A 13030-nucleotide genomic window follows, 5' to 3' on the forward strand; every position below is an offset into this window, starting at 1 on the left:
ACAAACCTCTAAGTATGTTGAGCTTAGACCTAAGCTCACGTAACGTGCTTGTGTTAGCAAGGTGTTGAGGTAAACTTCAATTTCAACAAGCAACAAGCAACAATCCTGTAAAAAACGTTTCCTGGAGTAAGTATGAAAAAGCTCGCTAGTGCTCTCGCTCTCGCAGCCTCAAGCTTTGTTTTTGCCTATAGTAGTTTTGCAGAAGAAGTTCCCGTTCAGTTTTCTACGATCGATGACTTTAATGCACCAAATAGCCAAGATGTTAAGGGCGTTCGCTTTCCAGCACTCTACGGTAAAACCAGTAATGTCACAGGTGTGGACTTGCATTTACTCGCTATCAGCGAAGTGGATAACTTTAAAGGCGTACAATTCCCTCTATTTAGCGTAATCGGTGTGCCTGCCGGAGCTAATCACGTCAATGAAAGTATGACGGGTGCAGCCTTTGGTTTGTGGAACTGGAATAAAGGCCAGGCAACAGGGGCGAATATTGCTACTGTCAATATTACCAATAACGTTAAAGGGGCAAATATTGGTGTGGTTAACTATAGTATCGGCCACACAAGCTTTGACTGGTCAGTAGCTAATATATCTAAATCTTCAGGTGCCCAGTTAGGTATCTTTAATATGACTGACGAAATTAAAGGTGTACAAATCGGCCTATTAAACTGCGCTAAAAATGGTTTTCTACCTTGTTTCCCATTTGTAAACTTTGCAGTTAAATAACAGCAAAGTTTATGAGTGTCATAAAAAGGTGCCAAGAGCACCTTTTTATCTGAATCAAAGCACTTATGTTAAATTAGCTTGAATATCAGAACGCCTCACCAGCACGGATATATACCGCTTGATCATCCGTACTCACCGCAATATCGATACCTAAATTAATTTTCTTAGCTTTCGTTGCCTGCCAGCGAATACCAACACCTGCACTGCTGATATGAGTGCCATCGCTCAACTCATCAACATTGTCAGCAACAGCACCAGTTTCAGCAAAAGCAACAGCGCCCCAGCGATCATGAAATTTATAACGCCATTCAGCATGCATAGATGCCGTCACGTTATCCCGATAGCGAGCCACATCAAAACCGCGCATACTTAAAGTAGGCTCGATAAAAAAAGGAATTTCACCATCCGCAGCTTTAATTTGTGCTTTAAGCGCCAACACGTTTTTAGGGATCAAGGTAAAATATTTACGGTAGTCCGACTTAAGCATTCGAAAATTAAAATCACTGCCTAAGCCTTCGTCATTAATGCTGTATTTAGCATTAAAAATCTGACCATTAGAGGGATAATAATTATCATCACGGCTATCAAAACTTAGTACAGGCCCCAAACCAGAAGTGCGAACATCGGCATCAATCACAGGCAGGCGATCAATTATCTGCCCCAAATCAAACGACACCGTTGATTGGCTACCTGCATACTCAAAACCCCCGTACCAACTTTCAGTATAAGGAAGGCGTGTTAATAACTTGGTGTACAAGCCATTAACTTGAATACCATAACCTAGCGGGTGCTTTTCTAACAATGGTATGTCGCCAGGTCCATAGTAATTTAAATTAAGCTTGCCAGTACCAGCTAAAAAAGAAAAACGAAAACGATCCGACTTCCAGTAGTCGTCGTGAAATACGCCAAGAAAATAACTTTTACTATCTGCATACATGCCACCAATACCGGATGTCGCATTGGGTGTTCCAGGCTCTTTCTGCTCATGTAGATACAAAACCGCAGCCTGTAAACCTGCACCTAAAGTAGGGTTAGCAAAAGGGATAGGCACAGCCATCCAAGCGCCATCACTGCCTTTGTCTCTGGCCATTTTTTTGGTTGTTTTATTACGGTCATTGGTTGCTAAATCGTAATCACCCGAATTGGCCCATAGACTGCTGGAACACAGCGCTAAAGTAAGCCCTGTCGACAAGGCAACTGAGATCTGAGATTTAACGGACATAAAACGACCTGAATAATTAAGCATACGGCACAACAGCTAAAGCGGCGTTAAGAATAGCACAGGGCTCTTATCTGGGTCTGTGTAAATAAGCTAAACAAGACTCAAGCGCTTACTAGCGATGCCCCGCCACCACTGGCATTTAACTTAAGTAGCCTAAGGCTTAACCTAAACCGCCAATGTCATATGCCGCCAAGGCTGTCGCGAAACCTAATAACAGCATGGCACTCTAAAAACTCGACACAAGCCTACTTATAGCAAGGCCATAAATAGTAAACCCAAAATAGACGGAGTTAGCGATGCGAGTTGGACGACTAAATAGACAAGCCAAGAAAAACTTTATTAAACGCCAAGCCAATAAACACAACCGGCTAACAAATAAAGAGGCTGCCAATGATCGCTGCTTTGATCAGGTACTGGCGAATGAAATAGAAAAGTTGAACGCTAAGGTCAGCTGACATATCAAACCGACTTAGCTCAGACAATAAAAAAGCCCACCTATAACGGTGGGCTTTGGCATTAAAAACTAAACTAACTACGATGCGTCTTGATAAAGGTGTACATCGCGCTGAGGGAATGGGATGGTGCAATTTGCGGCTTCTACTGCAGCCTTAAGTGCAGGGCGCATATCAAATAACACAGCCCAGTAATCGTCTGTTTTAACAAAGGCACGCACAAGGAAATCTACCGAGCTGGTGCCAAGGTCTACAACAGCTACCACATTGGGCTCATCCTGTAAGATACGGCTATCGTTAGCAAGTACCGCTTCCATTGCTGCTTTGCCCTCTGCAATATTGTCGGAGTAGCTAATGCCAATGCTGATTTCTACTGCACGAGTGGCGCTGGCTGAATAGTTTACGATATTGCCATTGGCCAAAGGGCCGTTTGGTACGATCAAGGTGCGACGGTCGAAGGTTAACAAGGTTGTCACAAAGATACCTATATCGGTAACGCTGCCTTCGAGCCCTTGTACTTGTACATAGTCACCGACTTTAAATGGGCGAAAAATCAAGATCATCACACCACCGGCAAAGTTGCTGAGGCTTCCTTGTAAAGCCAAACCAACCGCTAAACCTGCCGCACCTAAAATAGCAACAAACGAGGTGGTTTCAATGCCCACCATAGAAGCAACACTGATGATCAACAAGACCTTGAGTACGACTTCAAAAATATTAGCTAAAAACTTAGCTAAGGTTTCATCAGGTAAACCTTTAACTGAACTGCGGCGTACCAGCTTACTTAAACGGCCAATCACCCATAAGCCAACAACCAGAACAACAATGGCCATTAGCAGCTTGCCGCCGTATTCGGCTCCAAGTACAGCAAGCTTGCTGTATAAATCTTGCATTTGAACTTCAATATCTTGCATAGCAGTTTCCTTATTGCATAAAGTTAATGGTCTTCGACCATTGTGCGCAAAGCGCGATTAGTTAAATTCGTAACCGATACTAAACATCAAACGATAATCATCATTTTCAGGTACTTCGCCGGCCTCGTTGGCTTTAGGGTATTGGGTATAATCCCAAACATATGAGACCTCCAAATCAATAGCGTCGTTAAGTTCATACTCTAAAGTAGTTACCATATGATGGGTATAACCGCCTGAAGCATCATCATTGACTTGAATATGGTAGAGGTAATCAAAATCTAATTCACTAGTCAGCTCAGTACTAAAATCCGTAGTCAGTATTAAACCGAGGCTCGATTCTTTCTTATTTTCCCCCTCTTCCACTTCACTGTATTCAGTGAACTGCAAACCAGGACCACCAACAATATCAAGCTCAGTCTCACCGTTGTTAATCGCCGTCCAACCGATACCGGCGCCCAGAGTGCCCCGAGCATCCAAGTTCTGAAATGGATCGCTTAAGACATCCATAAAGAAAGGCCGATAGAACATACTGTCTGTCGCAAAAATATCGAAACTAGAATTCACACGCTGATTATTAGCCGTCTCGACACCATCCACGCTGCTATAAGTACCTAGATAGTCAAACGAGAGGCGAGATAAGGTTGTGCGTCGCTGAGCATTAAACTTACCGTTGTATTCAGTATTCGGTGAGTTACCCGCCCGTATATTGGCACCTAACGATAAACGTACCTTCCAATAGTTCCTCTTTTCAGGCTGAGCTGACACCATCGCGATAATGTCATCGCGCGTGAAGCTTCGGGTTTGGCCATTACTAGTGACCTCTAACTTACCGCCATCGAGCACGATGAGGCCAACCACCTTTTCTTTTTGTGATGTCACACGAATCGCTTGTGGCCGCCCGCTTTGCATATAAGCAATATCTTCAAGTTCGATAGTTAACAAACCGAGTTCGTCACTATCAAACTCCATTTCATCACTATAGAGAACCTTAAAGTCGCCTTTCAACCATTCGCCACTGGTTAATTGCAGCCAATCCCAAAGCCGTGCCGGCGGCGCCACATGTTGGTCTTTAGCTACTGCATCACTAACAAAATTGGGGACTTGCTGCTGAGCCCAAACGGGGGAAGAAAAACAAAGGGAAATCAGCAATACACTGAAAAGATTACGTACAAACATCCTGTCTACTGTTCTGTTAACTGTGTAATTAAAAGGGGGGAAGATTCATAGTCTAAGTAATATACCAAGCTCGCACGGACTTTAATATGTCAGTTAGCTAATAAATGCATACACTTAAGGGAAACTGAAGCCTCACTCAAGCAAAAACAAGAAGCCGATAATGACATCGATTATAAATGACCCTATGGCACTATTGGTATTGGTTGGTTTGGTGTCTGTCGCCTGCCAACTACTCGCCCATAGAATTAAACTGCCTGCAATACTGCCCTTATTACTGGCGGGGCTTGCCCTAGGCCCAATAAGCGGAGTGCTTGCACCTGATGAGTTATTTGGGAACTTACTCTTCCCCTTAATATCTCTAAGTGTGGCGATTATATTATTTGAAGGCGCGCTGACCCTCAAGTTTGAAGATATTGCCGGTCATGGCTCAATGGTACGCAACTTATGCAGCATTGGTGTACTAATAACTTGGGCCGTGGCCACGCCCAGTGCCCATTACGCCCTCGGCCTAGATTGGCCAATAGCTTTTCTTTTTGGTGCCATCATTACGGTGACCGGCCCCACGGTGATTATGCCGATGCTGCGCACGGTTCGCCCCAGCGCCAAGCTTGCTAATATCTTGCGTTGGGAAGGTATTGTTATTGACCCTATTGGCGCCTTATTAGCGGTACTGGTTTACGAATACATCATTGCCAGCCAGCATGCCCTTTCTCACACCCTCATCACTTTTGGTTCCGTGCTCGCTGTGGGTATAGGTTTAGGCGCCGCAGCAGGTTTTGGCCTAGGGCTTTTATTGCGACATAACTGGATACCCCACTATCTAAGAAACACCGCAGTGCTGACCTTAATGCTTGGCATCTTTGCGTGGTCCGATAGCTTGGCTCACGAATCAGGGCTTTTAAGTGTCACCATTATGGGTATCTGGTTAGCCAATATGCGTAATGTCGATGTAGAAGATATTCTCGAATTCAAAGAGACCTTAAGCGTTTTGCTCATTTCCGCACTGTTTATTTTGCTGGCCGCACGCTTAGATATTCAAGCCATTACGCAACTCGGATGGGGCACGGTTTATGTGCTTCTGGCCATTATTTTTGTTGCACGGCCACTTTCTGTTATCTGCTCTAGCATAGGCACCGGTTTAGCGTGGAGGGAACTGGCTTTATTAAGCTGGATAGCGCCAAGAGGTATTGTTGCAGCGGCGGTTTCTGCTCTTTTTGCCCTTAAGCTTGAAAACCACGGCTTTACCAATTCGGGGCTGTTAGTGCCGATGGTCTTTTTAGTGATTATTAGCACGGTTGTGCTGCAAAGTTTAACTTCTGCCCCACTTGCAAAACTATTAAAGCAACGCGCCCCTGCTCCACGAGGTATTTTAATTTTTGGTGCATCCAAGTTCGCCCGCATGCTTGCCCAAGAGTTAATCAATAACAAGCAACAGGTACTGATTGCCGATACCAACTGGGAAGCTATACGAGAAACACGTATGGCTAATATCCCCTGCTATTACGGTAACCCTATTTCTGAACATGCCACGCGCACTTTAGATCTTTCAAGCATAGGCCGTGTTTTAGTGCTTTCTCCCTACCGCCAACTGAACCCGCTTGTCAGTTATCACTTTGAAGACCTACTCGGTAAAGGCGCCGTGCTTGGCTTAAGCAATAATGAAAAAGAAGCGCGTAAAAGCCATCAAGTGTCGGAGTCTTACGCGCAGAAATTAGGCTTGTTTTCGGAGCACGCCAGCTATGCAAAATTGGCAAGCGCTGTTGCCAAAGGCGCATCGATTAAAAGTACTAAACTTTCAGAGAATTTTGGCCAAGAGCAATATCAAGAAAAATACGGCTCTCGCGCTATGCCTCTGTGCGCCATAGACACCGATTCGCGAGTGCACTTTTCAACCGTTAGCAAGGGCGTTAAAAGCAAAGCCGATTGGCAAATGATTAGTTTAATCAATGGTGAAGAGAGCTGATCGCCCGAACAAGAGATCGAATCAAAAGCAGACCAAGCAGCATACGCTTTGAAAAATAAGACGACAGATTAATCACACAAGCCTTACGTTTTTTAAGCTTGGCATCAGTACTTATGTTAGCAAAAAGGGGCCTCAGCATTTAAGACCTGCAAGCGAGCCAACTCTTCGTTAGTGACCTGCTCAAAGCGGCTAAAACAAGCCGCCTCTGCATTATTAACAAACATATCCAGCGCTAATTCTTTTACCTTTATAGATGAGATGAAGGCCGGCAAGCTTGAACATCAACACCGCGACTTTTTGCTCATCACAAAAAAGCCATCAACTTACTTTGATTGCGGCCCACCAAGCATAGAGTAAAAGCCCTATACATTAAGCAAGCAAATGAAAGTGACTGTGCATGGCTTCATTGCGCAATGGGATCAGCGCCTGATATTCATCAGAGCGATACCAGGCTTGGGCACTGCTTTTATCGGGGAACTGAATGAGCACTTTGTTGGTATGCTCGGCGCTGCCAGCAAGTACCTCTATCGGCGCTTTAAAAACAAATTCACCTTTAAATTTTGCCACCGTAGGTGCTGCAGCGGCGCCATACTCTTTAAGTTTTTCAGGATCAATTGGGGTCATATCTACAACAATATACGCACTCATCACGTCTTCCTTTTTGGTTATGTGGATGTCTATACAAGCTTAAGGTTTTAACTAAAGGTCAAGCTTCAGGCCTAGCTCACAAGGCCTTTGGCCTCGATCGCAGAGCCAGTCTATTCTCCCATGAAAACCTAAACAATCACCACCTTAAGGAATCACTGTTCACATTTTTAAACAATAAGACTATGGTAAACGGCATTGCTTACTGCTCTTGCTCAAGCAGACAAGCCACAGTAAAGATCTGAACAAGCACTCAGAGAAGCTTATGAATAAAACCAAGTTACTGCCGTCAATGCTGATGTTTGCCGAAGTAGTCAAACAAGGCTCTTTCACTCAAGCGGCCAAACAGCTCTCAATGAGTAAATCGGCCATCAGTCAACAAGTCAGCAAGCTCGAGCAGGTACTTGATGCCCAGCTATTAAGCCGTAATACCCGTGGTTTGGCGGTCACCGCATTTGGAAAAAAATTGCTTGAGCGCTGCGAACTATTACAAGAGCAAGTCGACCTAACCTTTGTTGCTTTGAGCAATGCTGAAAGCAGCCCTAAGGGTGAGTTCTCCCTCACTGTTCCTCATGCTCTAGAGCGCGACATTGCGGTACCGGCCTTGCGCCAGCTCTGCCAAGAATTCCCAGGCATAGAACCGCGCTTAGTCGTTTCAGACCAACGCTTGGATCTTGTTAAAGACAAACTGGATATCGCTATCAATGCCGGAGAACTAAAAGACAGTTGTTATCGAGCCATGCCCATTGGCAGTAGCAGCGATATGTTCTGCGCCAGTGCCGAATATATTCAGCGCCATGGTCAAGTACAAACACTTGCCGATATAGAGCAACATCGCTGGATCACCGCCCTCTGGCAACAGCAAAAAGGCGCCTGTATTTATCAGCAAAGCAACAATGAACTTGTGCACACACTAGCAGCTAAACACAGCTATCGAGCCAGTACACTGTCGGCAGTGATTGAAATGGCCAAACAACATATGGGCTTTGTACTATTACCCGACATTGTCAGTAAACCCTTATTAGCAGAACACGGTTTTTACCAACTGCTGCCTCAATACCGAGGCCCAAGCTGGCCTTTTTATCTTCTTCACAACTACCAAACCGATAAACCTCAATACGTAAATCGCTTTTATCAGCTTGTTTGCCACTACTTTGCTAAGGCCCAAGCTTAAACGATTTGATCCGTATCAGTTACATGACCTCGAATAAATAACAAGCGGCCATCGTGTAAAACTTGATTTAAAAAAAACAATCAAAGATATCGCTGCCGTAAAAGACGAAATAATGCCAGCTCCTTAGTGTTAAGTTCACATAACAAGAGTAAGCTTTAATGCTATTGAATCTGGCACAAGGAGAGCTAAATGAAGTGGTTTCGTAAAGCCGAAGATGATGTACTGTCCGAACTTAACAGCAACAAAGAGCAAGGTTTAACCAGTGAGGAGGCCAATCAACGCCTTTCACAATATGGGCCCAATGAGCTCAGTGAAGCAGAAGGCAGTTCCGCCCTCGCCCTCTTTATAGAACAACTTAAAAACCCCATGTTGATTGTACTGGCCATCGGTGGCGTACTTTCAGGTGTGGGTGGGCACATGATTGATGCCATAGCCATTCTTGTCATCGTTGTCGCCAATGCCACCATTACCTTCTTACAAGAGCTCAGTGCCCAAAAGTCACTTAACGCCTTAAAAGAAATGGGCGCTCCTAATGCGCTTACGCTGCGTAATAGTAATTGGCAAAAAATTCCTGTTAAAGATCTTGTGCCGGGTGATTTAGTCAAACTCAATACCGGTGATGTTGTTGGCGCAGATTTGCGTGTCCTCAGCACTAACCAACTGACCATCGACGAGTCTGCGCTTACTGGTGAGTCAGAACCCGTTGAGAAAAACGAAGAGCAACTGCACGCCCCTGAGCTCGGCATCGGCGATAGAGTGAACATGGCCTTTATGAGCACAATGGTGACGGCAGGTAACGGCATTGGCATCGTCGTGAATACTGGCATGAATACCGAAGTGGGCCACATTGCCAACTTAATGCAAACCGCTGAAAACGTGCAGACTCCAATGCAGCGCCGCCTGCATACGCTATCTCAGGCTTTAATTGCTGCCGCCGTTGCTGCTGTTGCCTGTGTAATTGGTATTGGTTTATATAATGGTGCAGACTGGTTAGAAATGCTCGGCACCGGTATATCCTTAAGTGTGGCGGCGATTCCAGAAGGTTTACCAACCGTAGTGACCATTGTCCTAACCATGGGCGCCAAACAAATGGCCTTGGACAATGCCCGTGTACGCCAACTAGCCTCTGTGGAAACACTGGGCTCGACCACGGTTATTTGTTCCGATAAAACCGGCACCCTAACTCAAAACCAAATGCAGGTTGTTTCTTATTGGAGCGCAGGCCGTAGTTTTGATGTGACCGGCCAAGGCTTTGAGCCCAAAGGGCGCTTCTTAGACGAAAACAAAAAAGAGCTCGATCTTGAGAACACCGACGAGCTTAAATATGGCTTAATCATCTCTTCTATTTGTAATGATGCGATCTTGCAAGAAAAAGACGGTCGCTACAGTGTGCAAGGCAATCCAACCGAAGGCTCCTTAGTGGTCGCCGCAGCTAAGGCTGGCATTTACCGTGAAGAATTGTTTAAAGAAGGCTTTGCCCTACTCAAAAGTTTCCCTTTTGATTCCAAACGCAAAATGGCCAGTGCCATTGTTCGTGGCCCGCTAGGTCGTCACTGGCTGATTGCCAAGGGCGCGCCCGATGTACTGTTAAAGCGCAGCACCCATGTCTATTGGCACGGCGATACCCATGAGCTCAATGAGCACTATCAACAAGAAATTGCCGCAGGTGTTGAGCAATTTGGTGAACGCGCCTTACGTACCCTAGCTTTGGCTTTTGTTGAAATTGACGAAGCCGATGTCAACAAAGGGCAAGAAGAGCATGAAAAAGACCTTACCTTTTTAGCGATGCACGGCATCATTGACCCGCCTCGCCCTGAAGTTGTCGACTCTGTTGCCCAGTGTGCCGATGCAGGCATACGCACAGTGATGATTACCGGAGACCATGCCGCCACCGCAAAAGCGATCGCAGAAGAGCTCGGCATACGTCGCAGCGATGACGAGCTGGTGATGACAGGCCCCGAATTAGAAGAGTGCAGTGACAGGCAGTTAATCGATCTCGCGCCTAAAACCAGCGTCTTTGCTCGAGTCTCGCCCGAGCACAAACAACGTATTGTTAAAGCCTTACAAGCCAATAATGAAGTCGTAGCAATGACCGGCGATGGTGTTAACGATGCCCCCGCATTACGCAATGCCGACATCGGCGTGGCAATGGGCATAGCCGGTACACAAGTGGCTAAAGACTCCGCCGATTTAGTACTACTTGATGATAACTTTTCAACCATTGTCTCAGCAGTACGCCAAGGGCGTCGTATTTACGATAACTTGCGTAAATATCTACGAGCGGCGCTTACTGCCAACGTCTCAGAAGTCAGCTGCGTATTATTCGCGTTTTTACTTATGGGCGACAACCCTCTTGTGCCTTTAACCACCATTATGATTTTGTGGATCAACTTGTTTAACGACGCCTTGCCAAGTTTATGTTTGGGCTGGGAGAAACAAGAAGATGACATCATGAGCAGAAAACCACGCAAGCGAAACGAAAGCTTTTTTGCCGACGGCCTCGCTGCACGTATATTAGTGCGCGGATTAACTCACGGAGCCATCGTCTACGCGCTATTCGACCTAGCATTAAGCCGTGGTGCCAGTACCGCCTATGCGCAAACCCTAGCATTTATAACCTTGATGTTTATCTTAAGCATTCACTTATTAGACGCACGTAGCTTTAAAAGCATCTTTAGGCTCAACCCGTTTAAAAATAAGTTATTGTTTAGCGTGATGCTAGCCACAACAGGAACGACCTTAGCGGTGATCTACTCACCACTAGGCGGCATACTCTTTGGTACTGTGGCGCTATCGGCCAAGCACCTACTAATGAGCTTAATGATCGCCGCACTTCCTACCTTAGTACTCTCAAGTTTGAAGGAATTATTTAATATAAAATTCCTTTAATAGAGTCTTTTATAGAGCTTACAAAAAAGCCCGTTGGTATAGCTCCTACGGGCTTTTTATTTAGGATTACCTAGCTCATTGATCAGCTCGACCAGTTGGGAAATTTTACTATTTGAGAGCTGCCGATAATCGAAATAAGGGCAAATAATAAAATTATAAGCCTTGCTAATAGCAAACTCCGAATTAAGCCAGTGTGTGCTTTTGGCCAGCTCTGGCAACTCTGCTAATAATTTATTGCCGTAAGTTCGGCCACTGACAATATGAATCGTTGAGCTTGCGGTTTCAAAGCTTGGCACAGAAAACAGTAGATTGAGCGCTGCATCTTCTTGCAATAAAAACTGATCACGAAAATCCTGCCACGTATTTGCCTGTTTTTGAAAAGGCCAACGAGGCGCTTCAAGCTCAAACACTAACTTGGCATAAACATTAAAAACCTTTCGCCAACCATTGCCACAAGCATCTGAAATCAGCTTAATCTCACCTTTTTGTAAAGGTCTAAGCCCCTCAAGCAACTGATATTCCTGCATAGCTGGGCGGTTTTCAATATAAACTGAGATTCTTGCTTGCCAGGAGCCTAAACCGATAAGCGGCTTAACACGGCCATTCATTGGTATGCTCCAGGTAAGCTCTGAATATATACACGCACGTTATTCAGAAGGTAGACCTAAGAAAAACACCAGCGAACAGATAATCGCTAATGCGCCAAAAAACAGCATCCGAGGTAGACGTAAGGCCAAGCTTTTATCTTGCCAAGCGACACTTAAGGCAACCAAACACTGCAAACTATAAAACAATGCAAAAGCACGCGAAGCGTAACTAATGATGCCATTAACGTTTGTCTCCCAAGTCAGAGCAATCGCTACCAACAAGATCAATGCATAAGCAGAGCGAAGTGATAAACGCTTGTGAGTAAGCTCTTCTAACAAACCACCAGCACCAGAATTATCGGCCACGGCGGCACTAAACTGGCTGCCAATTGCGGCAATCGACAACATAAGTGGTAATACTAAAGCTACGGGTGCGGTCATCGTAATAATGGCGGTAACATCCGATCCCAAACCAACATCAAACAGTACGGTCGCCAGCGCAATAAACACAAGATAAATAGCGGCAGATAATAGTTGCGCTGTACGCATGGTACGAATACGTTGCTCTGGAGGGTGAGCGCTGCCCAAGTAACGAGAGGTTTCAAAGCCCTGAACCACGATCAACAAACCAAGCAATACACGTAAGTCTTGAAAATCGATATGCGAATCGAGTTGAGCCAGATGCCACTGACCATTTAAATAGAGCTGGCCGTTGTAAATAATAAGCCCCAGTAATAAAGCCCCTATCACACCTAAATTCAAACTAATGGCATAACTTTCAACTTTTTCTAAGGCATCTAAACCGCGCCAAATGCCAACAACACCAATGATCATTAACAACACGGTGGTAATGATATTGGCGAGTAAATCGCTGTGTATAGAAAAAGCGTTTAAAGAAAAGCTCGCCAGTAGCTGCAAATAATAAGTAACGGAAATAAAATAGGCGACAGCAAGCACGATACGAGAGACAAAGGCCAGCTCCTGAGCCAAGCCCTGTTTTTTGTTTTCTATTGGCTCAAAGTGCCGAATATTAAAACGAATGGCACTGCCAACCGCAAAGGCCAATAACAACAGAGCCGCCATACACACAACGGCTAGGTTACCAACAATGCCTGCCAACAGAGGCGCGCTCACCAAAAAACCACTGCCCATAATCGAAGCTAGGGGCGTAACCGTTGCTTTCCAGTTAGACGATGTCGCCAAGCGAGGAGAAAACGCAAGATACGCCGCGAGCGACAGGGCAAAAAGAACTAGCAAGCTGTTTAACAGCATAAGTAACCTTAGA

At 45.3% G+C, this 13030-nt stretch carries 11 protein-coding genes; 5 read left to right on the plus strand and 6 right to left on the minus strand.

Features of this window, described 5'->3' with window-relative positions:
• Positions 1-132 precede the first annotated feature (132 nt).
• The gene (locus AB1S55_RS16835; RefSeq protein ID WP_370979344.1) at positions 133-723 is read left to right on the plus strand and encodes a VC2662 family protein; all 591 of its coding nucleotides are present in this window, start codon (positions 133-135) and stop codon (positions 721-723) included.
• A gap of 85 nt (positions 724-808) precedes the next feature.
• Here the strand turns inward: AB1S55_RS16835 and AB1S55_RS16840 are convergent, their stop codons facing one another.
• The gene (locus AB1S55_RS16840; protein WP_370979345.1) at positions 809-1945 is read right to left on the minus strand and encodes a BamA/TamA family outer membrane protein; all 1137 of its coding nucleotides are present in this window, start codon (positions 1943-1945) and stop codon (positions 809-811) included.
• Between the two features lie 296 nt (positions 1946-2241).
• Here AB1S55_RS16840 and AB1S55_RS16845 point away from each other — a divergent pair, with 296 nt between their 5' ends.
• Complete coding sequence (locus AB1S55_RS16845; RefSeq protein ID WP_370979346.1) at positions 2242-2400, plus strand: hypothetical protein; 159 nt, start codon at positions 2242-2244, stop codon at positions 2398-2400.
• 77 nt (positions 2401-2477) lie between these two features.
• Here the strand turns inward: AB1S55_RS16845 and AB1S55_RS16850 are convergent, their stop codons facing one another.
• Together AB1S55_RS16850 and AB1S55_RS16855 are read right to left on the minus strand one after the other, a co-directional pair.
• Positions 2478-3311 (minus strand): mechanosensitive ion channel family protein, encoded by an 834-nt coding sequence (locus AB1S55_RS16850; RefSeq protein WP_370979347.1) that lies wholly within the window; start codon positions 3309-3311, stop codon positions 2478-2480.
• Positions 3312-3368: 57 nt separating this feature from the next.
• Complete coding sequence (locus tag AB1S55_RS16855) at positions 3369-4487, minus strand: DUF481 domain-containing protein (RefSeq protein WP_370979348.1); 1119 nt, start codon at positions 4485-4487, stop codon at positions 3369-3371.
• Between the two features lie 160 nt (positions 4488-4647).
• Here AB1S55_RS16855 and AB1S55_RS16860 point away from each other — a divergent pair, with 160 nt between their 5' ends.
• A complete protein-coding gene (locus AB1S55_RS16860; RefSeq protein WP_370979349.1) occupies positions 4648-6450 on the plus strand; it encodes a cation:proton antiporter in 1803 nt (600 codons plus the stop codon).
• 369 nt (positions 6451-6819) lie between these two features.
• Here the strand turns inward: AB1S55_RS16860 and AB1S55_RS16865 are convergent, their stop codons facing one another.
• Positions 6820-7098, minus strand: a complete 279-nt coding sequence (locus AB1S55_RS16865; protein WP_370979350.1) for a DUF1330 domain-containing protein — start codon at positions 7096-7098, stop codon at positions 6820-6822.
• Positions 7099-7360: 262 nt separating this feature from the next.
• On the opposite strand from AB1S55_RS16865, the gene AB1S55_RS16870 reads away from it, so the two are divergent.
• Together AB1S55_RS16870 and AB1S55_RS16875 are read left to right on the plus strand one after the other, a co-directional pair.
• On the plus strand, positions 7361-8269 hold the full coding sequence (locus AB1S55_RS16870; protein ID WP_370979351.1) for a LysR family transcriptional regulator: 909 nt from the start codon (positions 7361-7363) through the stop codon (positions 8267-8269).
• Between the two features lie 189 nt (positions 8270-8458).
• Positions 8459-11158: a cation-translocating P-type ATPase gene (locus AB1S55_RS16875; RefSeq protein ID WP_370979352.1), complete on the plus strand. Its 2700-nt coding sequence runs from the start codon at positions 8459-8461 to the stop codon at positions 11156-11158.
• Positions 11159-11214: 56 nt separating this feature from the next.
• Here AB1S55_RS16875 and AB1S55_RS16880 read toward each other — a convergent pair whose 3' ends face one another.
• Together AB1S55_RS16880 and AB1S55_RS16885 are read right to left on the minus strand one after the other, a co-directional pair.
• A complete protein-coding gene (locus AB1S55_RS16880) occupies positions 11215-11766 on the minus strand; it encodes a hypothetical protein (RefSeq protein WP_370979353.1) in 552 nt (183 codons plus the stop codon).
• A 39-nt stretch (positions 11767-11805) separates the two neighbouring features.
• Positions 11806-13017: a hypothetical protein gene (locus AB1S55_RS16885; protein ID WP_370979354.1), complete on the minus strand. Its 1212-nt coding sequence runs from the start codon at positions 13015-13017 to the stop codon at positions 11806-11808.
• Positions 13018-13030: the final 13 nt, after the last annotated feature.

Source organism: Agaribacterium sp. ZY112 (assembly GCF_041346925.1).
Classification (GTDB): Bacteria; Pseudomonadota; Gammaproteobacteria; order Pseudomonadales; family Cellvibrionaceae; genus Agaribacterium.

What these genes read in the sequence shown, in the direction of transcription:
- AB1S55_RS16835 (WP_370979344.1), top strand. Translation starts at nt 133, where the DNA reads ATGAAAAAGCTCGCTAGTGCTCTCGCTCTCGCAGCCTCAAGCTTTGTT.
- AB1S55_RS16840 (WP_370979345.1), bottom strand. Translation starts at nt 1,945, where the DNA reads ATGTCCGTTAAATCTCAGATCTCAGTTGCCTTGTCGACAGGGCTTACT.
- AB1S55_RS16845 (WP_370979346.1), top strand. Translation starts at nt 2,242, where the DNA reads ATGCGAGTTGGACGACTAAATAGACAAGCCAAGAAAAACTTTATTAAA.
- AB1S55_RS16850 (WP_370979347.1), bottom strand. Translation starts at nt 3,311, where the DNA reads ATGCAAGATATTGAAGTTCAAATGCAAGATTTATACAGCAAGCTTGCT.
- AB1S55_RS16855 (WP_370979348.1), bottom strand. Translation starts at nt 4,487, where the DNA reads ATGTTTGTACGTAATCTTTTCAGTGTATTGCTGATTTCCCTTTGTTTT.
- AB1S55_RS16860 (WP_370979349.1), top strand. Translation starts at nt 4,648, where the DNA reads ATGACATCGATTATAAATGACCCTATGGCACTATTGGTATTGGTTGGT.
- AB1S55_RS16865 (WP_370979350.1), bottom strand. Translation starts at nt 7,098, where the DNA reads ATGAGTGCGTATATTGTTGTAGATATGACCCCAATTGATCCTGAAAAA.
- AB1S55_RS16870 (WP_370979351.1), top strand. Translation starts at nt 7,361, where the DNA reads ATGAATAAAACCAAGTTACTGCCGTCAATGCTGATGTTTGCCGAAGTA.
- AB1S55_RS16875 (WP_370979352.1), top strand. Translation starts at nt 8,459, where the DNA reads ATGAAGTGGTTTCGTAAAGCCGAAGATGATGTACTGTCCGAACTTAAC.
- AB1S55_RS16880 (WP_370979353.1), bottom strand. Translation starts at nt 11,766, where the DNA reads ATGAATGGCCGTGTTAAGCCGCTTATCGGTTTAGGCTCCTGGCAAGCA.
- AB1S55_RS16885 (WP_370979354.1), bottom strand. Translation starts at nt 13,017, where the DNA reads ATGCTGTTAAACAGCTTGCTAGTTCTTTTTGCCCTGTCGCTCGCGGCG.